Below are 24,620 nucleotides of genomic sequence, written 5' to 3'. Positions count from 1 at the left end.
GGTCACTCCATCGGATGCAAGGGGCCGTCGAAGTCCGGCAGGCCTTCACGCTGGATGGTCTTGGCGACCTTGGTGACTTCACCACGCACCCGGAACATCCCGGTCACGACGCCGACCCAGCGCTCCGGCGGGTGCTCGCCCATCGGATCCCCGTCGGTCTCCGCGACCAGGCCCCACGGCCTGTTCAGCACCCACCGCAGTGGGAAGAACAGCGCGATCAGCAGCAGGCCCCAGACCACCCAGGCCGGTACCACGACCCCATCGGGTAGCCAGGCCACCAGGATAACCGCGAGCAGGAGGGTCACGGACAACATCGCGACGCCCGAGGCAGGGCTGCCCGCCACGTCGTGCTCGAAGTCCTCCACGGTGGCGGGGCGGCGCCACTCCATCTGCGCCCGGACGATCCAGTCCCGGCCGTCCAGCCCCTGCACCCGGCGGTTCATCTTTCGTGGCCTCCCGGACACGCTCCGTCGTTCCTGAGCGTGCTCAACGGTAGCGTGGCCGGACCCCGGGGCGCGAGGTCCGCACCAAGATCAACGGGTGGCGTCACCCGAGTCGGGGCCGAACAGCCACCAGAAGAGCGTCACACCGGACTCGGTGGTCGCCGGGGTCGTGCCGGTCGTCGTCGCGTCGTCGGTCCCCGTGGTGTCCGAGCGCGCGCTGTCACCGCTCGGGGTGTCCGAGCGCGCGCTCGAGGACTTGACCTTGTTCTGCTTCGACCCGTGGTTGCCCTTGCCCGGCTTCTTCGTGCCGGAGGACTCCGTCGAGTAGGTCGTCGTGTCGAGGTCGTCACGCGTGCCGAGGCTCGACGAGGTCCCCGGAGCGTTCTGGCCGGACTGCTGCGGCGGTGCCGCCGGCGGTGGCGCGTCCTGGCCCGCGGTGCCCAGCGGCGCGCCCTGCCCGGCGTCACGCGGCACGGACGAGGCGCGGCCCGGCAGGTGCAGGGTCGCCTCGCCCGGCGGCACCGGCTCCTGCGGCGGCGAGCTCAGCAGCGACGGCTGCGTCGGCGCGATCCTCAGTTCGACCCCGCCCTGCGGCAGCCCGACGGTCTGCGAGTGGTTCGAGTCCAGCATCGCCGGCCCGACCGCCACGCCGACCACTCCGGCCGCCGCCGTGGACGCCAGCGCGATCCCGATCTTCAGCTTCGACAGCAACAGGCCCTTCACGGTGGCCAGCGTCCCGCTGCCCGACCCGGCGACCGCCGCCGTGGACGGCACCAGCAGCGCCAGCACCCCGGCATGCGCCCGCAGCGAGGAACAGACGTCCCGCAGCTCCGCGTGCATCGACCGGCAGGAGGCGCAGCCGAGCAGGTGCGTGCGGATCCGGGTCGCCTCCGACCCGGTGACACTGCCGGCGGTGTACCCGCCCAGCTTTTCGACCACCCCCCGGCAACTGACGTCCGGAGTGCGGTTCATCGCCAGGTGCGCCTGCAGGTACGCCGCGCGCAGCCCCTGGCGGGCCCGTCTCGCCAACGCCGCCGTCGCGTTCGCGCTCAGCCCGAAGTGCGGGGCGACGACCGCGGGCTGCTCGCCCTCGACCTCGGTCTGCCACAGCACCGTGCGCCAGCGCTCCGGCAGGCTCGTGAAGGCGGTCGCGATCAAGGTGTGCTCGGCCGTGCGCGCGTGCGCGTCCGCGCCGGCACCGGCGCGATGGGTCAGCTCGTCGTCGGTGACCGGGACGTCGCGGCGCGCCCCGTGCCACTCCCACGAAACGCGGCGGGCGACGGTGAGCAGGTAGGCGCGGATGTGGTCGCGCGGGCCCGCGCCGCGGCGCAACGCCTGGAGCACGCGGAAGAAGGTCTCGGCGGTGATGTCCTCGGCCTCGGAGGAGTCGCTCGCGATGCCCCGTGCCAGCCGCCGCACGGCACCCGAATGCAGCTCGAACAACTCGCTGAACGCGCTGTCCTCGCCTGCCCGGAGGCGACGCAGAAGTGCCTGCTCATCGGCCGATACCGTGCGTTGCTCCGGTACCGTTGCTTCTTCCGTCATTCGGCAGGCACCTCCTCCCCGGGGCGGGACTAACCCGTTCGGTTGAATGGGGACACCATACGGAGCGAAACGCTTGCCGTCACCCCTTGTACTCCGGGAGTGACAGAGTTACCTCCGACCGGGTGCCTGTCACACCCCCAAGCGGCAGGGTATAGGGTGAGCGAGCACCGGTTAACGGGGCGTGCGGACGTAGCGCAGCTGGTAGCGCATCACCTTGCCAAGGTGAGGGTCGCGGGTTCGAATCCCGTCGTCCGCTCAGTTGCTGGGGCCCTTGTGCTTGCGGAAAGCGCGAGCCGGGGCCCCTGCGCCGTTTGTTCCGGGGTCGAACCCCCGGGCCCCCGCCAGGGTGGGCTTCGCCCCCCTGGACCCCCCTGCGGTGGTGGCGTGGCGTTGTTGCGTTGCATCGGGCGGTGGGGGTTCTTTCCGTTTCCTTGGAGGCTTGAATGCCTGAGGTCACTCGACGTCGTCTACTCGGCGCCGAAGCGCGGGTCGTTGCGCGATATCGAACACGTGGTGGTCCTGCTGATGCAGGAAAACCGGTCCTTCGACCACTACTTCGGCACCCTCTCCGGCGTCCGCGGGTTCAACGACCCGCGCGCACAGCGGCTCCCCGACGGCAAGTCCGTCTTCTACCAGCCCGACCCCCAGAACCCCGCGGGCTACGCGCTGCCGTTCCGCCTCGACACCCACGCCACCAACGCCCAAAAGATCCCCTCCACCTCACACGCCTGCCAGGTCCAGCACGACTCGCTCAACGGCGGCAAGATGGACAACTGGCTGCCGGCGCACCGCAAGGCCGACGGCAAGAACGGCCCATACGTGATGGGCTACCACACCCGCGCCGACCTGCCGTTCCAGTTCGCGCTCGCCGAGTCGTTCACCATCTGCGACTCCTACTTCTGCTCGGTGCTCGGCCCCACCTGGCCCAACCGCATGATGTGGAGGACCGGCACCGTCGACCCCAACAGCGAGAACGGCGGCCCCATCCTGCAGAACACCGCCCCCGCGGGCGGCTACACCTGGAAGACCTACGCCGAGCGCCTCACCGAGGCCGGGGTGAGCTGGAAGGTCTACGAGCAGGACGACACCTACGGCTGCAACATGCTGGAGAACTTCGCGGCGTTCATCCTCAGCTACGACGAGAACGACGGCCTGTTCGACCACGTCGTCCCGCCGATCCCGCCCGCGGGCACGCCGGACGAGTTCGTCAACGGCACCTCCCCCGGCGGCACCAAGGGCAACGGCCTGTGGGTCGGCGGCGGCTTCCGGGTGCCCGCCATCGTCATCTCGCCGTGGACCGCCGGCGGCTGGGTGTGCAGCGAGAACTTCGACCACACCTCACAGTTGCGCTTCCTCGAGCGCGTCACCGGGGTCAAGGTGGGCAACATCTCCGACTGGCGCCGCCGGACCTTCGGCGACCTGACCTCGGCCTTCCGGTTCAACGACGGCAAGGCCGAAGCTCCCGCGCTAGCTACCTGCCGGGGGTGTCGCGCCGGATCATCCGGCCGGCACCCGCGGCCACGGTGGTCGCGAGGATCCAGCCCGCGGCGATGAAGCCGTCGCTCACCCACTTGTCCATCCCGTGCATGTACCAGCGGGTCTTGTTGCCGAAGTCGACGATCGGCACCAGCAGGTCCGCCGTGTACAGCACCGGGTTCCACTGCAGGCCGGTCTCCTGCTGGTCGATCGCGCACCGCGGACCGGCGACCATGTAGCGCACCGGGTCGGTCACGCACGAGTCGTGGCCGAGCCAGAAGTACAGGCTGCCGACGACGAGCAGCCCGATCAGCCAACCCAGCGCCCGGACCGGGCGATAGCCGTAGCCGACCATCCAGCGCTGCAACCAGCTCCACAGCCGCACGCCGGGCCCGAACACCCGGTAGCCCTGCGCGAGCGCCTCGTACCGGTACTGCTGCTTGCGGAACAACACCGTGTCCGCGTGCTCCTCGTTGCCGCTCGAGCGCAGCATCGCGGCCAGCTGGTCGTACGGGCCCGGTCGGTATCCCGCCATCGCGGTCCGCAGCTGGTCGATCCGGGTGTTCACCGCGCGGTCGTTCTTCATCTCGATCGGACGGTGCAGCACGTCGTACCGGAAGTCCTCCAGCTCGATCCCGCCCTGGGTCTCCCAGAACGCGTCGTTGTCATCGAGGGTGCGGCAATGCGCGTGCCGCAACAGGATCCGGCCACGCGCGGGCTTTCCCGGGTTGAGCATCAGCTCGTCGGAGGTCAGGTCGCTCGCGTCGAGCGCGATGTCGTGCCCGGCGACGGAGTCGAACTCGGCACCGGTCAGGTCGATCCGCCGAGCCGCGCTCGCGCCGTCCATGTTGACCCCGCCGGTGGCGCGGAAATGCCTGTCCCGGGACCTGGTGAGGCTGATGTTGCGCCCGGCCCGGACCGTGCGCAGGTCCACCGAGTAGCTCGTCTGCTCGCGCACCGTCGGCGCGCTGACGTCCGTGCCGTACAGCTCGATGCTGCCGCCGACCTCCGTGCCCTGCAGCCGGAGAGTGCCCTCCAGCGTCGCGTCGGTCAGGTGCAGGTTCCCGGCCACCTTCATCCGCCGCGCGGAGAACACGTCACGGCCGGCGTGTTGCAGATGCGCCCGCGCGGCCAGCACGTTCCCGCCCACGCGCACGTCCGCCAGCCGCAGCTGGCCCGAGGGCACGCGCAGGCCGGTCGCCTCGAGGTCGCCGTCGATCTCGCTGCCGTCCAGGTGCAGTGCCCTGTCGTAGAACGGCTCGACCTTGCCGCGGGTGACCTTGATCCGCGCCCGCGCGAGCCGCAGCGTGCCGCCGATCCGCGTGTTGATCATGCGCAGCGTGCCCACCGCGGACAACCCGTCGGACAGCTCGACGTTGCCCTCGACGCGCATCCGGTCGGCGACCAGCGCCGGCCACGGGTCCACGTAGGGATCGCTGGAGTCCCAGGCCTCCACGGCGATCGGGCCACGCTGGGGGCTCGCCAGGTCGGCGGCGCGGAACACGATGTCGCCGTCGACGCGTGCGCTCGGCAGGTGCAGCACGCCGCGCGCGGTGAACGGCTGGCGCTGCTCGGCCGCACCGAAGTTGTCCACTTCGCACAGCAGGCTGCCGCCGATGTGCACCCCGTTCGCGTCGAGCGCGAACCCCCCGGGATTGCGCAGCGTGGCACCGGAGAAGTTGACGTTACCGCCGGTCCACATGCCCGGCACCCGGACCGCGCCGTCGGCCTTGAGCCGGTACGCCAGCAGCGCGCCGCCGATCTTGAGCCGGTCGGCCTGCAAGGCGCGGCCGAACGAGGTCGCGATGCGGGTGCGGGTCAGCACCAGCGAACCCTCGACCACCGCGTCGGTCAGGTTGATCGCCGCGTCCGGCACGCCGCGTTCCCTGGTGTCGCCGCGCTGGACCGCCGTCTCGCCGTCGTCCGTGCCGCCCGGGAACGGCTGCACGACACTGCGGATGAGGCGGACGTCGTTGCGGCTGCGAAGGTTTCGTGCCTTGAGCCCGGGCAGCCAGCAGCGCCGGAACACCAGGCCGAGCAGCTTCGCCTCGCGCACGTCCGGCGCGTGCTCGAACCGGCAGTTCTCGAACCGGAACAGGCAGTCGAGGTCCGCGCCACGCAGGTCCAGCTTGCCGGTCACGTACACGTTCTCCACCGGCACGATGGGCGCGTTGCTCGCCTGCCTGCGCCACCGCAGCAACCCGCCGCTGCCCGGCTCCAGCAGTGGGCGGAGCAACTCCGTCGCGGGCAGGTGGTAGCGGGCGTCCGGCACCCCGGCGAACGGGTCCAGCGGCGGCAGCTCGCGTTCCGGTCCTGCCTGGCCTGCCGCCATCCGCGCGCTCCCCTTTCCGTCCGCTCGATCCGACCTTAGTGCTCGCGTTACTCCGGTAGGGCAGTTTCGCTGAGCCGACCGGGGTTCGCGGCTATCGTCGAAGAGATGGAAGCCCTCGCGGAGCTGAGGGAGGTCACCGACTCGGTGACCTACGGGGAGCTGGCCACACTGCGGCGCCGGCTCTGGGCCGACGAGGAGAACGCCTACCGCTGGTTCGGTCAGTACCTGCCCGCGCCCGAGCAGCGCAACGCGATCGAGACCGGCTTCGAGGAACGGGTCAGGGCCGCACTCGCTCGCGGCGGCGCGCTCGGCGAATGGGCCGAGCGGCTGCGTGCGGAGGTCGCCCCGGTGCTGCCACTGGCGCGGCTGCTGGAGCGGCATCCGGCGCTGGACTATCCCGTGATCAGCCCGAACGTCTCGGCCTGGCGCGTGCTCGCCCGCTTCGGTGGCGTGTTCGAGGTGGACCACAGCTGGGCCGCCGTGCCGGATTTCCTGACCGCGGTGGCCACGACCAAGGAGGCCGTCACCGCGCTCGGCGAGGCGCTGCGGGCCGAGTCGCCGGCGGAGGCGTTGGTGGCCCGCGGCTTCAAGCTCGCCGACGACGAACAGATCGCGTGGCTCGCGCACTGCGGGTACCGCGTCTCGCCGGTCGAGCTGCACCAGCCGCGGCGCACGCTGCACCGGGTCGTCGAGCGGATCTCGGCCGGCAAGCGCACCACCCGCGGGCCGACCGCGACCGACACCGCCGCCGACCTGCTGGCACAGGCCGGTGCGCCGCTGCACCTCGACGAGCTGCTGCAGCGCATGGACCGGCAGTACAGCCGCGGCCCGCTGTACAACCGCCTCAACGCCGACGGCCGCTTCGTCCGCGTCGCGCCGAGCACGTTCGCGCTCGAAGCCTGGCATCTCGAGCCCTATGCGGAGCCCGGCGGGTCGAGCACGGAAAACGCCATCCGGCTCATCGAGAGCGAGGGCCGGCCGCTGCACCTCGACGAGATCCGCGCCCGGCTCACCCGCCGCATCACCCGCGAAGGCCTGCGCAACGCGCTCAACGCCACCAACCGGCTGGTCCGGGTGGCACCGTCCACCTACGACGTCAGGCGTTCGGGTTGAGCACCCGTGCCAGGAAACCGCGCGTCCGCTCGTGCCGGGGCTCGGCGATGACCTGGTCCGGCGGGCCCTCCTCGACCACCACGCCCTCGTCCATGAACAGCACCTTGTCCGCGACCTCGCGCGCGAACTGCATCTCGTGCGTCACGACGATCATGGTCATGCCGTCCGCCGCGAGCTGCCGCATGACGCCGAGCACGTCACCCACCAGCTCCGGGTCCAGCGCCGAGGTCGGCTCGTCGAACAGCATCAGCTTCGGCTCCATCGCCAGCGCCCGCGCGATCGCGACCCGCTGCTGCTGCCCGCCGGAGAGCTGCCCGGGATAGGACTTCTCCTTGTCCGCGAGGCCCACCCGCTCCAGCAGCTCGCGGCCGCGCTCCCGCGCCTTCGCCTTGCTCTCGCCGCGGACCTGGACCGGCGCCTCGGTCACGTTCTCCAGCGCGGTCATGTGCGGGAACAGGTTGAAGCGCTGGAACACCATGCCGATGTCCTTGCGCTGCATGGCGATCTCGCTGTCGCGCAGCTCGTACAGCTTCTCACCGCGCTGGCGGTAGCCGACGAGGTGACCGTTCACGAACAGCCGTCCGGCGTTGATCTTCTCCAGGTGGTTGATGCACCGCAGGAGCGTCGACTTGCCCGAGCCGGACGGGCCGATCAGGCAGGCGACCTCGCCCTCGGCGACCTCGAAGTCGATGCCCTTGAGCACCTCGAGCCTGCCGAACCGCTTGTGGATGCCCTGGGCCTGCACGATGGGTGTCATCGGGCGACACCTCCGCCGAACCCGACCAGCCGGGACATCCAGCCCTTCTCCGGTACCGCTCGCGAGGTACCGCGGGCGAAGTGCTTCTCGATCTGCATCTGGATCAACGTCAGCACCGAGGTCATGAACAGGTACCACAGTGCCGCGACGATGAGCAGCGGCGCGATCTTGTAGTTCTGGGCGTAGATCTGTTGCACCGACAACATCAGCTCGTAGTAGCCGATGACGACCACCAGCGAGGTCGTCTTGAGCATCGCGATGGTCTCGTTGCCGGTCGGCGGGATGATCACCCGCATCGCCTGCGGCAGGATGATCCGCCGCAGCGTCCTCGATCGCGACATGCCCAGCGCCGACGCCGCCTCGCGCTGCCCGTCGTCCACGGAGAGCAGGCCGCCGCGGACGATCTCGGCCATGTACGCCGCCTCGTTCAGCCCGAGCCCGAGCAGTGAGGCGGTGAGCTGGGTGATCAGCGGATTGGTGTCGGAGCTGATGAACTCGGGCCCGAACGGGATGCCGAGCCCGAGCCGCGGGTAGAACAGCCCGAGGAAGTTCCAGAACACCAGCTGGGTGATCAGCGGCGTGCCGCGGAACAGCCAGATGTAGACGCCGGCCGCGCCCGAGGCGAGCGGGTTGGGGGACATCCGCATCACCGCGAGCAGGACTCCACCCACCACACCGATGACCATCGAGATCGCGGTCAGGAGGAGCGTGTTCGTCAGGCCCCGCATGACCCGGTCGTTGAACAGGTAGTCCCCGACGACGGGCCACTGCATGTTGGCGTTGGTGACCACGCTGCGGATGACGATGAACGCGACGAACGCGATGATCACCCCCGCGACCCAGCGCCCGTAGTGGCGCACCGGGACCGCGCGGATGTCCTCGGCCTTCGTCCGGTTTTCGGTTTCGGTCATGAGATCAGCTGACAGCCGGGTTGAGGTCCGCCTTCTTGATCGCACCGGCGGTGTTGAGGCCCCACTTGGCCAGGATCTTGTCGTAGGTGCCGTCGTCGATGATCGCCTGCACCGCGCCCTGGACCGCCTGCGCGTAGGTGCCCTGGCCCTTCTTCAGTGCGATGCCGTAGGGAGCGCTGTCATAGGGCTGGCCGACGATCTCGACCGCGCCGCCGGTCTGCTTCACCGCGTAGTCGATGACCGGCGAGTCGGCCAGCATCGCCTGGCTGCGCCTGGTCTGGACCTGCAGGTTCACGTCGGTCTGCGCCTGGAACTGCTGCATGTTGATGGCCGGCTTGCCCGCGGCGGTGCACTCCCCCGACCGCTTGGTCAGGTCGTCGACCTGGACGGTGCCCTGCTGCACGGCGATGTTCTTACCGCACAGGTCGTCGAGGGTGATCTTGTCCGGGTTGCCCTTCGGCACGGCCAACGAGGTGCCGGCGCTGTAGTAGGACACCATGTCGACGGTCTGCAGCCGCTCTGAGTTGATGGTGAAGGAGGACATGGCCAGCTCGTACTGCCCGGAGCCGACACCGGCGAGGATGCCGGAGAAGGCCGCGTTCTGGTACTCGGCGGTCAGCCCCAGCTTCTGGGCGATCGCGTTGCCGAGGTCGACGTCGAAGCCGACGACCTTGCCACTCTCGTCGACGAACTCGTTGGGCGCGTAGCTCTGGTCCTGGCCGACCACGATCTTGCCGTCCGCACTGATCGCGGTGGGCACCATGGCGGCGAGCTTGTCGTCCTTGGTCTCGGTCGGCAGCGGTGCCGCCGCGGAGGCGCTGGCACTGGGCTGGGTCCCACCGGAGCCGTTGCCGCCCGCGCCGCAGGCCATGGTCAGCCCGGCCAGCGCGAAGGCCGGCAGCAGGACAAGCGCCTTGATGTGTGTTGCACGCGCCACTTTCGTCACTCCTAGTAGGTCATACCGTGCGAGTCCACGCATCCTGCCATCCGGATGGGGCTATCCGCAGCACCAGGGAGGTCACGGCGTGATGTCGACGACGTGGGCAACCGGGTGGTAACACCCGGGTAACGCGGCTGGGATGCGGCGCGTGGAACAGGGAGCCACGGCGGCGTCAGCCCCTGGCATGGGCGTCCAGGGTGTGGGCCACCGTCTCGGTGATGCGGCGCGCCTGGCCCAGGTGCAGCCACTCGTCCGGGACGTGGGCGTTCGAGTCCGGGCCGAGGGCGCCGGTGACCAGGAACTGCGCCTGCGGGTACTTCTCCGCCAGCAGCCCCATGAACGGGATCGACCCGCCGAGGCCGACGCTGCGCCACGGCGCGCCGAAGACCTCCGTGCTCACCTTCTCCAGCACCGCCGACAGCCACGGCGCCGCGTCCGGGGCGTTCCAGCCGCCGGCGTGCTCGACGCCCGACAACTCGACCGTCGCGCCGTAGGGGACGTCCGTGGTCAAGGCCTTCTCCACCGCGTTCAGCGCCGCCGCCGAGTCCGCCGTCGGCGGCAGGCGGAAGCTCAGCGCGAGGGTGGTCGCCTCGCGCAGCACGTTGCCGGCGTTCGCGGGCTCGGGGAAGCCCGCCGCGCCGATGACCGACAGCGTCGGCCGCCAGCTGTTGTTCAGCATCAGCTCGACCTCGTCGTCCGAGACCGGGCGCATGCCCTCGACAAGGGGGAACGCCTTCCTCATCGCGCCCGGCGCGACCGCGGCCGTCGCGCGGGTCTCGGCGAGCCGGTTCTCGGGGATGCGCACGTTCAGCTCGGCCGGCTTGAGCTCGCCGGTCTCCGCGTCCTCGATGCGGTCGAGCAGCTGCCGCAGCACGCGGAACGAGCTGGGGACGATGCCACTGGCCAGTCCCGAGTGCTGTGCCGACCGCAGCACCCGCACCGTCACGTGCACCTGCGCCAGGCCCCGCAGGCTCGAGGTCAGCCACAGCCGCTCGTAGTCGTTGCCGCCGGAGTCGAGGCAGATCACCAGCGACACCTCGCCCAGCCGGGCGGAGAGGTGCTCCAGGTACGCCGGCAGGTCCGGGCTGCCGGACTCCTCACCGGTCTCGAGCAGGACCACCGACCGCGCGTGCTGCCCGCCCGCCGCGTGCACGGCTTCGAGCGCTGTCGTCGCCGCGTACGCCGCGTACCCGTCGTCAGCCGAGCCGCGGCCGAACAGCTTGTCATCCCGCACGACCGGCTTCCACGGGCCCAGCCCCTCGGCCCAGCCACCCACCGGCGGCTGCTTGTCCAGATGGCCGTAGAGCAGCACCGTGCCGCGGTCCTCCGCGCCGGGCGTCGCGGGCACGTCGACGAGCAGCACCGGGCTCCTGCCTTCGAGCCGCACCACGTCCAGCGTGACGCCGGGCAGCTGCCGCTCGGCGATCCAGCCGCGCACGTGGTCGACGGCGGCGGCGAGATGCCCGTTCGCGGCCCAGTCCGGGTCGAAGGCCTGGGACAGGGCGGGAATCCGCACCAGCCCCGACAGGCTCGGCACGACCTCGGTCTCCCACAGCCTGGACACGGTTTCACGCACGGTTGTCTGCTCCACGCGGCCATTCTGCCAGCCCGGCCCGGCTGTGGCACAGGTCACGACAGGCCCACCGCGGGCGCGCCCGAACGGGCAGGACGCCGTGGGCACCGGCGCCAACCGGCTGCTCACGCCCCGTGTGCAAGACCGACTTTCGGCGGCCTGATCGTCGGTCTTCCTAGTGTTTTCGCAGCTCAGCACACCTTTCTCAGCAACAAATCAGGCGTCGGTACTGACCTCGGTGCGCCCGTTCGTGCCAGGATGACCGCGTAAGCCGTCACGGCCGACGGCTGCCCGAGCGCTTCGGACCCGAATGCGCAGGTGGCCGCCGGCGCCGCCGCCGAAGCCGCCACAAGTGGCTCCGCGGCACGACATCGAGGAGAGCACGCGCATGTCGTCCCCAGAACAGTGGACGCACCCGGAGCCCGGCGAAGGACCGGCCGCACGAGCGGCACAACCGTCCCCGGAGCAGGTGATCGCGGGATTGCGAGCAACGACCGAAGGCGGCGCTGAGCTGACCCAGCTGCTCACGCCCGAAGGCGAACGAGTCGCCTCACCCCAGTTCGACCGCTACGTCGCGGACATCGACGGCGAGGCACTGCGCGGGCTCTACCGCGACATGGTGCTGGTCCGCCGGGCCGACCGCGAGGCCAACGCCATGCAGCGCCAAGGCCAGCTCGGCATCTGGGTCCCGCTGCTGGGCCAGGAGGCCGCGCAGATCGGCTCGGGCCGCGCGCTGCGCAAGCAGGACATGGCCTTCCCCAGCTATCGCGAACACGGCGTCGCCTACGCGCGCGGCATCGACTTCCGCGAGCTGATGGGCATCTTCCGCTGCACCGACCACGGCAACTGGGACTTCAAGGCCCACGGCTTCCACCCGTACACGATCGTCATCGGCAACCAGGTCCTCAACGCCACCGGCTACGCGATGGGCCAGAAGTTCGAGGGGAAGGTCGGTGACGAAGACGGGGAGGCGACGATCGTCTACTTCGGCGACGGCGCCACCAGCCAGGGCGACGTGCACGAGGGCTTCGTGTGGTCCGCGGTGTACGACGCGCCGCTGGTCTTCTTCTGCCAGAACAACCAGTGGGCCATCTCGGAGCCGACCGAGCGCCAGTCCCGCCTGCCGCTGTACCAGCGCGCCCGCGGCTACGGCTTCCCCGGCATCCGCGTCGACGGCAACGACGTGCTCGCCTGCCTCGCGGTCACCCGCTGGGCGCTCGACGAGTGCCGCCACGGCAACGGCCCGGTGCTGATCGAGGCCTTCACCTACCGGATGGACGCGCACACCACGACCGACGACCCGACGCGCTACCGGCTCTCCGACGAACTCGAGGCGTGGAAGCTCAAGGACCCGATCGAGCGCGTCCGCGCGTACCTCGCCCGCAACGGGCACGCGGACCAGCCGTACTTCGACCGGATCCAGGCCGAGGCCGACCAGTTCGCCGCCGACCTGCGCGAGTTCACGTTCAACATGCCCGAACCGCCGCCGGAGCGGGTGTTCGCGAACGTCTACGCGGAGCCGTCGGCGGCACTGGACGCCCAGCGCGAGGAGTATCTGGCGTACCTGTCCGGTTTCGCGACGGCGGGTGAGCGCTGATGGCCGCCCCGGTGAAGTCCCGCCAGGACGAGTCCGTGTCCGCCGTGCAGACGCTGACCATCGGCAAGGCCCTGAACCTGGGCCTGCGCGCCGCGATGGAGGCCGACGACAAGGTCCTCATCCTCGGGGAGGACGTCGGCAAGCTCGGCGGCGTCTTCCGCATCACCGACGGGCTGCAGAAGGACTTCGGCGAGCAGCGCGTGCTCGACACGCCGCTGGCCGAGTCCGGCATCATCGGCACCGCGGTCGGCCTCGCCGTGCGCGGGTTCCGGCCGGTGTGCGAGATCCAGTTCGAGGGGTTCATCTTCCCCGGGTTCGACCAGATCTCCAGCCAGCTCGCCAAACTGCACTACCGCACGCAGGGCAGGATCAAGGTGCCCGTCGTGGTGCGGGTGCCCTACGGCGGCGGGATCGGCGCGGTCGAGCACCACTCGGAGTCGCCGGAGTCGCTCTTCGCGCACATCCCCGGGCTGAAGGTCGTCTCGTGCTCGAACCCGGCCGACGCGTACTGGATGATCCAGCAGGCGATCGCCTCGGACGACCCGGTGCTGTTCTTCGAGCCCAAGCGGCTGTACCACAACGGACAGCTGAAGTCCGAAGTGGACACTTCGACGACGCCGGGGCCGCTGTTCGCGTCCCGGGTCCTGCGCGAGGGCACCGACGCGACGCTGGTCGCGTACGGGCCGTCGGTGAAGGTGTGCCTGGACGCCGCGGCAGCCGCGCAGGAGGAAGGCCGCTCGCTGGAGGTCATCGACCTGCGCACGCTCTCGCCGCTGGACCTCGGCCCGGTGTTCGAGTCCGTGCGCCGCACCGGCCGGCTCATCTCGGTGAGCGAGGCGTCGGCGGAGTCGTCGATCAGCTCCGAGATCGCCGCCCGCGTCCAGCAGGAGTGCTTCTACTCGCTCGAGGCGCCCGTGCTGCGGGTGACCGGCTTCGACACCCCGTACCCACCGTCCAAACTGGAGGAACACTTCCTGCCGGACCTGGACCGGGTGCTGCACGCCGTCGACCGCTCGCTGGGATGGTGAGCGGTGCCTGAGCTCAAACAGTTCCTGCTCGCCGACACCGCCGAAGGCCTCACCGAGGCCGAGATCCTCGGCGTGCGCGTCCAGCCCGGCGACGAGGTGACGGTCAACCAGATCGTGGTCGAGGTCGAGACCGCGAAGGCCGCCGTCGAGCTGCCCATCCCGTGGGCGGGCAAGATCACCGAGATCCTCGTCGAGGCCGGGCAGACGGTGGAGGTCGGCGCGCCGATCCTCACCATCGACGTGAACCCGGCCGGCGGCGGCTCGGTCAACGGCTCCGCCCCCGCGGCCGAGGAGGAGATGAAGCCGCTCGTCGGCTACGGCTCCAAGACGGTCACCGCCAAGCGCCGCGCCCGTCGCGAGGCTCCCAAGGCCGTCCCCGCGGTCAAGGGAGGCTATGTGCCGCTGGCCAAGCCACCGGTGCGCAAGCTCGCCAAGGAACTCGGCGTCGACCTGACAGCGCTGGCCGGTTCGGTCGACGGCGTGATCACCCGGGAGGACGTCGAGCGGGCGGCCGCACCGGCACCTGCCGCCGCTCCCGCCCCGGTCGCCACCGGTGCGCGCGAGCGGCGGGTGCCGATCAAGGGCGTCCGCAAGGCGACCGCGCAGGCGATGGTGGCGAGCGCGTTCAGCGCCCCGCACGTCACGGAGTTCCTGACCATCGACGTCACGCCGATGATGGAGCTACGGGAGCGGCTGAAGAAGCACCCGTCGTTCGCGGGCGTGAAGCTCACCCCGCTGGCGTTCGCCGCGAAGGCGGTTTGCCTTGCCGCCAAACGAACCCCGGACGTCAACGCGGCCTGGGACGAGGCGGCAGGCGAGATCGTCTACAAGGACTACGTGCACCTCGGGATCGCCGCGGCGACCCCGCGGGGGCTCGTGGTGCCGAAGATCCGCGACGCGGACGCGATGTCCCTGCCGGAGCTGGCGGCGGCGCTCGACCAGCTGACCGCGACCGCGCGCGAGGGCAGGACCCCGCCCGCGGACATGGTGAACGGGACGATCACGATCACCAACGTCGGCGTGTTCGGCGTCGACACCGGCACACCGATCATCAACCCCGGCGAGTCGGCGATCCTGGCCTTCGGCGCGATCAAGGACATGCCGTGGGTCGTGGACGGCGAACTGGCCGTCCGGAAGGTGCTGCAGCTGGCGCTGAGCTTCGACCACCGCCTGGTCGACGGTCAGCAGGGTTCGCAGTTCCTCGCCGACGTCGGCGCGTTGCTGGCCGATCCCGCGATGGCGATCACGTACTGAGCGGAAACCGGCTCTCCCCTGGTGGAGGGCCGGTTCTTCGTTGTTCACTTGACGGAGTGAGCACTCACTCCGCACACTGGGCCGCATGACACCCAGCGAGACCAGGCGGCGCGCGCCGGGGATGAGTCCCGAGGAGCGGCGCAAGATGATCGTGCGGGCGGTACTGCCGCTGATCGTCGAGCACGGCGCCGCGGTCACCACCGCGCAGATCGCCCGCACGGCCGGGATCGGCGAGGGCACGATCTTCCGCGCGTTCAAGGACAAGGACGAGCTCGTCGAGGCGTGCGTGTTCGAGGCGCTGCGCCCGGACGGGATGCTCGAGCTGATCGCAGAGATCCCGCTCGACCAGCCGCTGGCGCAGCGGCTCACCGAAGCCGCCGACGTGCTCTCCGCACACCTCGAACGCATCGGCGCGATCGCGGGCGCGATGCAGACCTCCGGCATGCGCCGCCGCGGGAAGCCGGGCGATCGGCAGGCATCGTTCGTGGCGATGCGCACCGCGGTCGCCGAGCTGTTCGAGCCCGAGCGCGGCAAGTTGCGCCTGTCACCGGAAAAGCTGGCCAGGATCTTCCTGTCCCTGCTGCTCAGTCGGGCCAGGGACGACCAGCACGCGCTCGACGTCGGCGAGCTCGTCGACGTGTTCCTGCACGGGGCGGTGACCGCCAGGTGATGCACGGCGGCGGGCAGCCGGTCGGCCTGCGACGACGGCTGCGGCAGGCGAGCAGCACCGTCCCGGACAGCGGCCTCACCGGTCCCATCGAGATCCCCGACCCGAAACCCGCGGACGAGCCGAAGGACCTGCGCGCCCGGCTGTACCGGCTGCGCACGTCGGCCGCCGGCACCGTCCGCGGCCTGCCCAAGGTGATCAGGCTGACCTGGCAGGCCAGCCCCGCGATGACCATCCTCATCGCACTGTCCACTTTGGTCAGCGGGCTGACCCCGACGGTCACCGCATACGTGGCGAAGCTGCTGCTGGACGCGGTAGTCGCGGCCGTGCAGGGACACGGCACGACCGGGCGGATCGTCCAGATCACCGCCTTCCAGCTGGGGGTCTTCACGTTCACGGCGGTCAGCACGGCGCTGACGAACGTGGCGCAGCAGCTGCTGCAGGAGCGGATGACGCTGGCGATCCGGCACCAGGTGATGGCACACGCGGCGAAGCTCGACCTCGCGTTCTTCGAGGGTTCCGAGTCCTACGACCTGCTGCGCCAGGCCTCGCAGGAGGCACCCGCGCGGCCGGTGTCGATGATGACCTCGGCGCTCGGCCTCGTGCGCACCGGCATCACCTTCGCGAGCATGGTCGCGCTGCTGATCGCGGTGAGCCCGCTGCTGGCGGTCGTCGCGCTGCTCGCGCCGATCCCGGCGTTCATCTCGCAGTCGAAGTACGGCTCGCGGGCCTTCATGCTGGCGCTGTACGTCTCCCCGATCCGGCGGCGGATGGACTACCTCTCGTCGCTGGTCACCACGGACACCTACGCCAAGGAGACGAAGCTCTTCGGGCTCGGCCGGTACCTGACCGACCGGTTCCTGCGCCTGGGCCAGACCTACTACGCCCGCGAGCGGAAGCTGACCACGACGCGGAACCTGGTCGGCACGGCGTGGAGCTTCCTGTCGACCGCGGCGGGTTCGGGGATCGCGCTGTACATCGCGATGGAGGCGGTGCGCGGGCGGCTCACGATCGGCGATCTCGCCCTGTACACGAGCGCCGCGACCGCTGTGCAGTCCGCGGTGCAGGGCCTGTTCACCGGGTTCTCCGGGATGTACGAGAACAACCTGTACCTCGACACGCTCTACCAGTTCCTCGGCACGCAGCCGCAGATCGCCGCCCCGGCACGGCCGCGGCCACTGCCGGAGAAGGTGCGCGGGCACGTCGAGTTCGAGGAGGTCTCGTTCACCTACCCCGGCTCCGGCGAAGCCGCGCTCGACAGCGTCAGCTTCGAGATCCGCCCCGGCGAGACCGTGGCCGTCGTCGGCCGCAACGGGGCGGGGAAGTCGACGCTGATCAAGCTGCTGTGCCGGCTCTACGACCCGACCGGCGGGCGGATCCTGCTCGACGGCGTGGACATCCGCGAGTTCGACCCGGACGAGCTGCGGACCCAGATCAGCGCGATGTTCCAGGACTACGTGACGTACCAGGGCACGGCGGCGGAGAACATCGGCCTCGGCGAGCTGTCCGGTTTGGCGGACCGGGCACGGATCGTCGACTCCGCGCAGCGGGCGGGCGCGGCGGAGCGCATCGAGCGGCTGCCGAAGGGGTACGACAGCCCGCTCGGGCGGTGGTTCGACCAGGGCGTCAGCCTCTCCGGCGGTGAGTGGCAGAAGGTCGCGCTGGCGCGGGCGTTCATGCGCGACGCGCCGATCCTGATCCTCGACGAGCCGACCTCGGCGCTGGACGCGCAGGCTGAGCACGACCTGTTCGCCCGCCTGCGGGCGCTGGCGGCGGGCCGCACCACGCTGTACATCTCGCACCGGTTCTCGACGGTGCGGCAGGCGGAGAAGATCATGTTGCTCGACCACGGCAAGCTCGCCGAGCACGGCACGCACGAGGAGCTGATGCGCCTCGGCGGGGACTACGCGGACCTGTTCACCCTCCAGGCGGCGGCCTATCTGGACGATCCGGTTGGGTAGCCTCCCAGCCATGCAGGTGCACGTCGGCTGTGCGATGTGGACCCACCCGGCCTGGCCGGGGCGGGAGCTGCCGCCCCGGGAGCGCCTCCGCTCGTACGCGAGCCGGTGCAACGCGGTGGAGGGCAACACGACGTTCTACGCCACCCCGGCCGCGAGGACGGTCGCGTCGTGGGTGGAGCAGACCCCGCCGGAGTTCCGCTTCCTGCTCAAACTGCCGAAGCCGATCACGCACGAACGCCGGCTCGGCGACGTCGCCGAGCTCGTCCGGGGCTTCCTGGACGCGATCGAGCCCCTCGGGGAACGGGTGCACGCGCTGTGGGTCCAGCTACCCGCGTCCTTCGGCCCCACCGACCTCGGCGCGCTGGCCGCCTTCCTGCGCCGCCTTCCGCGCACCCACCGGACGGCCGTCGAGGTCCGCCACCCGGTGTTCTTCGAGGACCCGCGATGGGCGGGGCGGCTGGAGCGGGTGCTCGGCGAGGTCGGTGCCGAGTGGGTGCTGTTCGACACCACGGTGCTGTTCGCCGACGCGCCGGTCGGCGCCGCGGAAGAGGAGGCGTGGCAGAAGAAGCCGCGTCTGCCCCGCCGGTCGCGGGCACTGACCGCGCACCCCGTCGTCCGCTACCTCGGCCGCGACGACGACGCGCGGACGGTCGAGGGCTGGGCGCACTGGCTCGACACGGTCGTCGGCTGGTTGCGCGAGGGCCGCTCGCCGACGATCTTCGTGCACACCCCGGACAACGCCCGCGCGCTGGACCTCGCGCGCCGCTTCCACGAGCAGGTGCGGGCCCGTCTCCCCGGCGTCGAACCGCTCCCGGAGCCGACCCCGACCGGACCGCTCACCCTGTTCTGACTCGCCGGCGCCAAGATTCACTCCATGGCGCTACCGTAAGGCCACAGACAGACCCGAGGAGCCCGGATGAGTTGGCAGGACGAGCTGCGCCGTCTGGATGCGAAGCTGGCCACCGGCGAGGTCAGTCTGCACCAGCACCGCAAGCAGCGGGAGGAGCTGCTGGCGGCGGCGTCCGGTGGCTTCGCGCCCTCCCCGGTGGCGTCCCCGCTCGTGCCGGCGCAACCCCTCGAAACCGCGCCCGCCTGGCCCACCGCGCCGCCGCCCGAAGTGCCCGCCCCGGCCGCGGCGCCGAGCTGGTCCGCCTCCCTGCTCTCGACCGACCGGCCGACGAGCGCGCCCAGCCCGGCCGACGAGCGCCCCACCGACTCCATCCGCTATCCGACGATCCACGACGCCCCGACGGTGATCACGCGCGCCATCGGCCCGGCCACCCTGCCGGGCCTGGCGCCGGCGCCCCCGCCGCGCGACCAGGTGCCGGCGCTGCCCACCCGCCCGGTGCGCCCGGCCCGGCGCAGGCCGACGTGGCTGTTCCTGGCGCTCGGCGTGTTCCTGGTGCTCGCGATGATCGTCGGCGCGACCTGGTTCCTCGGCGCGCGCGGCGGCACCTCCTCGGGCGCCACGAACGGCTCGGCCCCGGCGCTGAGCCCGGCCGACGCCGCCGAGCGCGCGGAGGCGAAGCTGCCGACGCTGCCCGGCGCCGCGAACCCCGACAACTCGACGATGCCCGTCGACAAGGCGCTCGAGCTGAAACTGGTCACCCAGGCGGACGCGGACCTGATGCGGGCGGCCGGCGCGCAGGAGGTCATCTACCGCGCCGCCTCCGATCCGGCGAACAGTCCGAACGGGACGATGGTGCTCGTCGTCCCGGCTTCCTCGGCCACGCAGGCGGCCGCGCTCGCCGACGGGTTGCGCAAGAACCTCGCCGACACCGGCTTCGCCCCGATGGCACTGGGCCCGGCGAACGCCGACCTGATGTACACCGGCAGCAACCCGCAGGGCCGGGTCGGCGCGCTGTGGTACTCGTCGGGCAGCCTGGCCGTGGGGATGGGCGTCTCGCAGCCGCTGACGGGCGATCCCGGACTGCTGCGCACCCGGCTCGAACAGATCCGCACGCAGGTCACCGACGCCTTTCCGGCGAGCTGAAACACCCGATACCGGTATGGAGATAACAATACGACCCGCGAGGCCGGACAAGGCCGCTGCCGTGCACAATGTGCTGGTCGCTATACACGTGGGGTCGTGGCGGCCGACCGTACGCCGTCAAGCCAACAGATAGGGGGCTTCTGGTGTCTTGGCAGGAGGAGCTGCGCAAGCTGGACGAGGAGCTTGCGTCCGGCCGACTGTCCGCGGACGACTACCGGGTGCGACGTGACCAGGTGCTGTCGTCCGCCGTCGGGCAGCCGGACGCGCAGCCGGCCCAGCAGCCCGGCAGCGCGGACTCGACGCAGGTGATCGCGCCGATCAGCCCGCCGCAAGGCACCCCGCAGCCCGCGCCGCCACAGGACAACAGCGCCGAGCGCACCCAGGCGGTGCCGCAGTGGCAGCAGCAACAGCCCGCGCAGCCGCCCGAGGCGGCCCGCACCGAGTACGTGGCCCCGCCGCAGCAGCAGCAGGTGCCCTACTCCCCGCCCGGCGGCTTCCCGCAGGCCGGCCCCGTCTCGCCGCCCGGCGGCTTCCCGCAGACCCCGCCGCCGTGGAACGCCCCGGACTCCGACCAGAGCCCGCCGTGGGGTGGCGGCGACCTTCCGCCGCTCACGCCGAGCGGTGACCCCGGCTGGATCCAGCAGGGCCCGGAGTCCTTCGACAACAAGCCCAAGAAGGGCAACGGCGCGAAGATCGGCGCCATCGTCGCCGCGGTCGTGGTGCTGGCCGGTATCGCGTTCGGCGCCTACATGCTGTGGGGCAGGAGCAGCACCTCCGCCAGCGGCGGCGGCCAGACGACGACCACGCAGGCCGCGCCGAGCAGCCAGACCCCGCCGGACCCGATGGCGGTGGCGCAGCTGCCGGGCACCGTCGAGAACTTCGACCGGATCAAGAGCTTCTCCCAGATCCCGGCGCTGAACTACCTGACGTCGAACGAGTTGTCGGCGTACCAGACGGCGGGCGCCGGGGACACCAAGTTCGTCGCCCGCAGGCTCCCTGACGGCAGCCGCGTGCTGATGCTGCTCACCACGGTCAGCGACCCGCAGGCCGCTCAGAAGGCGGCCGGCGACCTGCTGGCGATCCAGATCCGCAACGGCGGCACCCGCGTCGTGGACGTGCCCGACGGCGTGCTCGCGTCGTCGATCGACGCCAAGGGCGGCAACCCGGCCCAGGTGCGCGCCCACTACGCGCACCAGAACGTGGTGGTCCGCATCGAGGTGAGCAACCCCAACGCGCAGACCGCGCAGACCGACTTCACCTCGATCCTGAACTCGCAGCTGAAGGTCCTGCCCGCCAATGGCTGACGTCCGGGTCACCGCGTGCACGATCGTCGCGCGCAACTACCTGCCCGCGGCGAAGGTGCTGGCCCGGTCGTACCTGACACAGCACCCCGGCAACGACTTCGTGATCGCGGTGATCGACGCCCACGACGAACCGGCCGAGCAGGGCGGGTTCCGGGTGGTCGGCTGGGACGCGTTCGGCATCCCCGAGGACGACTACCTGCGGATGGCGACGGCGTACTCGGTCACCGAGCTGGCCACGTCGGTCAAGCCGTACCTGCTGCGCGAACTGCGCCGCGAGTACGACGTGGCGATCTACCTCGACCCCGACATCCAGGTGTTCGCGCCGATGCCGGAGGTCGCGGAGCTGGCGCTGGCGCACGGCATCGTGCTCACCCCGCACGTGCTCTCCCCGCTGCCGCGGGACGGCTACGAGCCCGACGAGGCCGTGATCATGGGCGCCGGGATCTTCAACCTCGGCTTCATCGGCGTCGGCCCCGGCTCCGGGGAGTTCCTGGACTTCTGGGCCGAACGCCTCAAGCACGACGCGATCGTCGCACCGGAGCGGCAGCTGTTCACCGACCAGCGGTGGGTGGACAACGTGCCTGCGCTGTTCCCCCACCACGTGCTGCGCGACCCCGGCTTCAACGTCGCCTACTGGAACCTGCACGACCGGCCGCTGCGCCGGGGCGCCGACGGCGGGCTCACCGCGGGCGGTGCCGCGCTGCGCTTCTTCCACTTCAGCGGCTACCGGCCGGAACAGCCGTGGCTGCTCACCATGTACTGCCCGCGCAAACCGCGGGTCATGCTCTCGGCGAACCCCGACCTGCGCGACCTGTGCGACGCCTACGGTGCGGCGCTGCGCGCGGAGGGCTACGCCGAGACGCTCGAAGCGGTGCCGTACGGCTTCCTGGGCTTCGGCGACGGAATGCCGTTGCCGAAGCTCGCGCGGCGCGCGTTCCGCAAGGCCTGGATCAAGGCCGAGCGCAAGAACAAGCCGCTGCCGCCGCACGCGTACGGCCAGGACGGCGGCGAAGCGCTGCGGACGTGGCTGGCCGAGCCGGGCGACGAGGCGCAGGCGGCGGCCGGGCTGAACCGGATGACGCTCGCGGTCTGGGCGGCGCGGGTCGACCTGCGCGCCGCGTTCCCCGACCCGACGGGCACCAACGCCGAAGGCTTCCGCGCGTGGTGCGTGACCTCCGGCATCAGCGAGGGCGAGCTGGCGCAGTGGGCGGTGCCCGGGCAGCCGAGCGCGCCCCGGCCGCCCGTCGACGAGTTCGGCGTGAACCTGCTCGGCTACCTGACCGCCGAGCTCGGGGTCGGCGAGATGGGCCGGATCGTGCACGAGGCGATCGAGACGGCAGGCATCCCCGTGGTCTCGGTCCTCGAGGAGCGTTCGGTGCTCAACCGCACGGGAATCGACCGCCCCGCGACGGTCGGCGACCCGCGCTTCCCGATCAGCGTGCTCGCGGTGAACGCCGACATGACCAAGCCGCTGCTGGGCAGCCACCGCGAGGTGGGCCACGAGCGGTACCGGATCGGGCTGTGGGCGTGGGAGCTGGAGGACTTCCCTGCCTGGCAGCACGAGGCATTCGGGCTGCTCGACGAGGTGTGGACGGTCAGCGACTTCTGCCGCACCGCGTTCGCGAAGCACTCGCCCATCCCGGTCAAGACGATCCCGGTGCCGGTGCGCGACCCCGGTGAACCGGCACGTGCCGAGCGCGGGCCCGGCGACCCGGTGCGGTTCCTGTTCGCGTTCGACTTCAACAGCATCGCCCAGCGCAAGAACCCCTGGGGCACGGTCACCGCGTTCCAGAAGGCGTTCCCCGGCCGCGAGGACGTCCGCCTCACGATCAAGACGATCAACAGCGAGCGGCGCCCGGTCGAGGCGGAGCGGCTGCGGGCCGCGGTCGCGGGCGACGACCGGATCGAGCTGCTGGAGCGCTACCTCAGCCTCGACGAGCTGCACGAGCTGTACGAGCGCAGCACCTGTTACGTCTCCCTGCACCGCAGCGAGGGCTTCGGGCTGACGGTCGCCGAGGCGATGGCCCGGGCGATGCCGGTCATCTCCACCGACTACTCGAGCACCACGGAGTTCCTCGACGCGAACACCGGCTGGCCGATCCCGTACCGGCTGGTTCAGGTCGGCAAGAACTGCGAGCCGTACGAGGCGGAGTCGAGCTGGGCCGATCCCGACCTCGACGCGGCCGCGGCCGCGATGCGCCAGGTCGCCGATGATCCCGCGGAAGCGGCCCGGCGCGGCCGCGAGGCCCGGGAGCACATCCTGCGCACCCGCTCGATGGCCGCCGCCGCGGAGTGGATGCGCGCGGAGCTGGAGACGGCATACCGGACGTGGCAGAGCAGGCACGCGGCACAGCCGCACCCGCCGGAGCATCCGCTGGCACCGGTCCGGGCGGCGGCCGAAGCCCTGCGCTGGCGGCCCGAGGCCGAGGCGCCCGCCCGCATTCCGCTGGCACCGGCGATGCGCAAGGCCGTGCTCCGCGCGATCGACCACTACGACGTGCACCAGCGGCGGGTGATGGGCGCCCTGCTGGACGGCACCGAGGACACCGCGCAGCGGCTGCTCGCGCGGCTGGAGTCGATCGAAGCGCGGCTCGACGACGCGCGGCGCGCGGCCGAGACAGGCCGCCGGGTCAGCGAGCGCATCGAGGCCGTGAAGGGGTCGGTCGACAAGCGGCTGAACTCGCTGGAGTCCTCGCTCGCGGCCCTGCGGGCCCAGACGCCGGACACCGAGCTGTCGGTGCGCAACCTGGAAGCCGACGTGGCGAAGCTCGCCGACGGTTTCACCGCCGAGCTGCAGGCGGCCAACGTCTCGACGCACCACATGTTCGAGGCCCGGGACCAGCGGCTCGACCAGGACGAAGCCGCCCTGCGTCGGGTGTCGGTGGACATGCGCGCGATGCGGGACGCGGCCCGGCTGGCACACGCCCCGGTACCCAGCGGCGCCGACGTGGTGCCGTGCGACGTGGGCGCATTGCTGATGCCCGTCGACGAGGTCATGCTGCCGTGGATCGCGTTCCACCGGTCCTGGGAGGACAGCGAAGCCGAGCTGATGGCGCGGCTGGCCACGGCCCGGCCCGGCGCGATCCTCGACATCGGCGCCCACGTCGGGTACCACACGCTGCGGCTGCTGCGCTCGTGCCCGGAACTGACCCGCGTGATCGCGGTGGAGGCCCATCCGGTCAACGCGGAGTACCTGCGCCGGAACCTGCGCGTCAACCTGCCGGCCGCGGCAGCGGAACTGACGACGGTGCTCGAGGCCGCGGCGTGGGACAGCGAGAGCACGGTACGGCTCGCCCAGGCGTCCGAGGGCAACAGCGGCGACAACCGGGTCAGTGCCGACGGGCCGGGCATCGAGGTCCGCGCGCTGCGGCTGGACGAGGTGGCCGAGGTGACCGCCCAGCCGGTCGCGCTGATCAAGGTCGACCTCCAGGGCCGCGACCACCGCGCGCTGGCCGGGCTCGCGGGCACGTTGCGCCGGGACCGCCCGCACGTGGTGTGCGAGTTCTGCCCGAACGCGATCGAGGAGCTCGGGGACGACCCCGCCGCGGTCCTCGCCGGGTACCGGGAGCTGGGCTATCGCCTGGTCGAGGTGGGTGAGGACGGCGCCGACCAGCGGGAGCGCGGCGACGCCGAGCTGATCACGAGGGCGCGCCGGAACGAGAAGGAGTTCAGCACGCTCTGGCTCGATCCGCAGGTACCCGCCCACCCCTGATACGGCGAGCACGA

General features: G+C 71.2%; 18 protein-coding genes and 1 tRNA gene. 12 read left to right on the top strand and 7 right to left on the bottom strand.

What is annotated here, in order from left to right; genetic code table 11:
* Positions 1-2 precede the first annotated feature (2 nt).
* Entirely contained in the window at positions 3-443 is a 441-nt protein-coding gene (locus tag LWP59_RS00500) for a DUF983 domain-containing protein (RefSeq protein WP_144637186.1), read from the bottom strand.
* A gap of 90 nt (positions 444-533) precedes the next feature.
* On the bottom strand, positions 534-1,988 hold the full coding sequence (locus LWP59_RS00495; protein ID WP_144637188.1) for a sigma-70 family RNA polymerase sigma factor: 1,455 nt from the start codon (positions 1,986-1,988) through the stop codon (positions 534-536).
* A 183-nt stretch (positions 1,989-2,171) separates the two neighbouring features.
* On the opposite strand from LWP59_RS00495, the gene LWP59_RS00490 reads away from it, so the two are divergent.
* Both LWP59_RS00490 and LWP59_RS00485 read left to right on the top strand, forming a co-directional pair.
* Positions 2,172-2,244 (top strand) — tRNA-Gly (locus tag LWP59_RS00490).
* A 236-nt stretch (positions 2,245-2,480) separates the two neighbouring features.
* On the top strand, positions 2,481-3,542 hold the full coding sequence (locus tag LWP59_RS00485; protein WP_144637190.1) for an alkaline phosphatase family protein: 1,062 nt from the start codon (positions 2,481-2,483) through the stop codon (positions 3,540-3,542).
* On the opposite strand, the gene LWP59_RS00480 is transcribed toward LWP59_RS00485, so the two are convergent.
* A complete protein-coding gene (locus tag LWP59_RS00480; RefSeq protein WP_186383183.1) occupies positions 3,460-5,796 on the bottom strand; it encodes an oxidoreductase in 2,337 nt (778 codons plus the stop codon). The genes LWP59_RS00485 and LWP59_RS00480 overlap by 83 nt on opposite strands.
* Before the next feature lie 105 nt (positions 5,797-5,901).
* Between LWP59_RS00480 and LWP59_RS00475 the strand changes: the two genes are divergently transcribed.
* The gene (locus LWP59_RS00475; RefSeq protein ID WP_144637192.1) at positions 5,902-6,909 is read left to right on the top strand and encodes a hypothetical protein; all 1,008 of its coding nucleotides are present in this window, start codon (positions 5,902-5,904) and stop codon (positions 6,907-6,909) included.
* On the opposite strand, the gene LWP59_RS00470 is transcribed toward LWP59_RS00475, so the two are convergent.
* The 4 genes from LWP59_RS00470 to LWP59_RS00455 all read right to left on the bottom strand — a co-directional run bounded on the left by LWP59_RS00470 (position 6,893) and on the right by LWP59_RS00455 (position 11,108).
* The gene (locus LWP59_RS00470) at positions 6,893-7,666 is read right to left on the bottom strand and encodes an amino acid ABC transporter ATP-binding protein (protein ID WP_144637194.1); all 774 of its coding nucleotides are present in this window, start codon (positions 7,664-7,666) and stop codon (positions 6,893-6,895) included. The genes LWP59_RS00475 and LWP59_RS00470 overlap by 17 nt on opposite strands.
* On the bottom strand, positions 7,663-8,577 hold the full coding sequence (locus LWP59_RS00465) for an amino acid ABC transporter permease (RefSeq protein ID WP_144637196.1): 915 nt from the start codon (positions 8,575-8,577) through the stop codon (positions 7,663-7,665). Before LWP59_RS00465 ends, LWP59_RS00470 begins: the two co-directional genes overlap by 4 nt.
* Positions 8,578-8,581: 4 nt before the next feature.
* Positions 8,582-9,514 (bottom strand): ABC transporter substrate-binding protein, encoded by a 933-nt coding sequence (locus LWP59_RS00460; RefSeq protein WP_229857358.1) that lies wholly within the window; start codon positions 9,512-9,514, stop codon positions 8,582-8,584.
* Positions 9,515-9,689: 175 nt separating this feature from the next.
* A complete protein-coding gene (locus tag LWP59_RS00455) occupies positions 9,690-11,108 on the bottom strand; it encodes a M20/M25/M40 family metallo-hydrolase (RefSeq protein WP_186383184.1) in 1,419 nt (472 codons plus the stop codon).
* A 370-nt stretch (positions 11,109-11,478) separates the two neighbouring features.
* On the opposite strand from LWP59_RS00455, the gene pdhA reads away from it, so the two are divergent.
* The 9 genes from pdhA (at position 11,479) to LWP59_RS00410 (ending at position 24,606) form a co-directional block, all read left to right on the top strand.
* Positions 11,479-12,687, top strand: coding sequence for a pyruvate dehydrogenase (acetyl-transferring) E1 component subunit alpha (pdhA, locus tag LWP59_RS00450; protein WP_144637202.1), 1,209 nt, complete (start codon positions 11,479-11,481; stop codon positions 12,685-12,687).
* Positions 12,687-13,715: an alpha-ketoacid dehydrogenase subunit beta gene (locus LWP59_RS00445; RefSeq protein WP_144637204.1), complete on the top strand. Its 1,029-nt coding sequence runs from the start codon at positions 12,687-12,689 to the stop codon at positions 13,713-13,715. The genes pdhA and LWP59_RS00445 overlap by 1 nt, the downstream gene beginning before the upstream one ends.
* 3 nt (positions 13,716-13,718) lie before the next feature.
* Positions 13,719-14,969, top strand: coding sequence for a dihydrolipoamide acetyltransferase family protein (locus tag LWP59_RS00440; RefSeq protein ID WP_144637206.1), 1,251 nt, complete (start codon positions 13,719-13,721; stop codon positions 14,967-14,969).
* A 121-nt stretch (positions 14,970-15,090) separates the two neighbouring features.
* Complete coding sequence (locus LWP59_RS00435) at positions 15,091-15,639, top strand: TetR/AcrR family transcriptional regulator (protein WP_144637346.1); 549 nt, start codon at positions 15,091-15,093, stop codon at positions 15,637-15,639.
* Positions 15,639-17,597, top strand: a complete 1,959-nt coding sequence (locus LWP59_RS00430; RefSeq protein ID WP_144637348.1) for an ABC transporter ATP-binding protein — start codon at positions 15,639-15,641, stop codon at positions 17,595-17,597. Before LWP59_RS00435 ends, LWP59_RS00430 begins: the two co-directional genes overlap by 1 nt.
* 34 nt (positions 17,598-17,631) lie before the next feature.
* Entirely contained in the window at positions 17,632-18,447 is an 816-nt protein-coding gene (locus LWP59_RS00425; RefSeq protein WP_222425499.1) for a DUF72 domain-containing protein, read from the top strand.
* 66 nt (positions 18,448-18,513) lie between these two features.
* The gene (locus LWP59_RS00420; RefSeq protein WP_144637210.1) at positions 18,514-19,590 is read left to right on the top strand and encodes a hypothetical protein; all 1,077 of its coding nucleotides are present in this window, start codon (positions 18,514-18,516) and stop codon (positions 19,588-19,590) included.
* Between the two features lie 143 nt (positions 19,591-19,733).
* Positions 19,734-20,894, top strand: a complete 1,161-nt coding sequence (locus tag LWP59_RS00415) for a hypothetical protein (protein ID WP_229857360.1) — start codon at positions 19,734-19,736, stop codon at positions 20,892-20,894.
* Positions 20,887-24,606, top strand: coding sequence for an FkbM family methyltransferase (locus LWP59_RS00410; protein ID WP_144637212.1), 3,720 nt, complete (start codon positions 20,887-20,889; stop codon positions 24,604-24,606). The genes LWP59_RS00415 and LWP59_RS00410 overlap by 8 nt, the downstream gene beginning before the upstream one ends.
* Positions 24,607-24,620: the final 14 nt, after the last annotated feature.

Source organism: Amycolatopsis acidiphila (genome assembly GCF_021391495.1).
Taxonomy (GTDB): domain Bacteria; phylum Actinomycetota; class Actinomycetes; order Mycobacteriales; family Pseudonocardiaceae; genus Amycolatopsis_E; species Amycolatopsis_E acidiphila.
Note: the sequence above shows the minus strand (reverse complement) of the source record. Positions and strands in the feature narration are given on the sequence as shown.

Bases quoted from the DNA above. Each gene is read 5' to 3' on its own strand.
- LWP59_RS00445 (WP_144637204.1), top strand. From the start codon at position 12,687: ATGGCCGCCCCGGTGAAGTCCCGCCAGGACGAGTCCGTGTCCGCCGTG.
- LWP59_RS00500 (WP_144637186.1), bottom strand. From the start codon at position 443: ATGAACCGCCGGGTGCAGGGGCTGGACGGCCGGGACTGGATCGTCCGG.
- LWP59_RS00470 (WP_144637194.1), bottom strand. From the start codon at position 7,666: ATGACACCCATCGTGCAGGCCCAGGGCATCCACAAGCGGTTCGGCAGG.
- LWP59_RS00410 (WP_144637212.1), top strand. From the start codon at position 20,887: ATGGCTGACGTCCGGGTCACCGCGTGCACGATCGTCGCGCGCAACTAC.
- LWP59_RS00420 (WP_144637210.1), top strand. From the start codon at position 18,514: ATGAGTTGGCAGGACGAGCTGCGCCGTCTGGATGCGAAGCTGGCCACC.
- LWP59_RS00475 (WP_144637192.1), top strand. From the start codon at position 5,902: ATGGAAGCCCTCGCGGAGCTGAGGGAGGTCACCGACTCGGTGACCTAC.
- LWP59_RS00495 (WP_144637188.1), bottom strand. From the start codon at position 1,988: ATGACGGAAGAAGCAACGGTACCGGAGCAACGCACGGTATCGGCCGAT.
- LWP59_RS00480 (WP_186383183.1), bottom strand. From the start codon at position 5,796: ATGGCGGCAGGCCAGGCAGGACCGGAACGCGAGCTGCCGCCGCTGGAC.
- LWP59_RS00430 (WP_144637348.1), top strand. From the start codon at position 15,639: ATGCACGGCGGCGGGCAGCCGGTCGGCCTGCGACGACGGCTGCGGCAG.
- LWP59_RS00425 (WP_222425499.1), top strand. From the start codon at position 17,632: ATGTGGACCCACCCGGCCTGGCCGGGGCGGGAGCTGCCGCCCCGGGAG.
- pdhA (WP_144637202.1), top strand. From the start codon at position 11,479: ATGTCGTCCCCAGAACAGTGGACGCACCCGGAGCCCGGCGAAGGACCG.
- LWP59_RS00465 (WP_144637196.1), bottom strand. From the start codon at position 8,577: ATGACCGAAACCGAAAACCGGACGAAGGCCGAGGACATCCGCGCGGTC.
- LWP59_RS00435 (WP_144637346.1), top strand. From the start codon at position 15,091: ATGAGTCCCGAGGAGCGGCGCAAGATGATCGTGCGGGCGGTACTGCCG.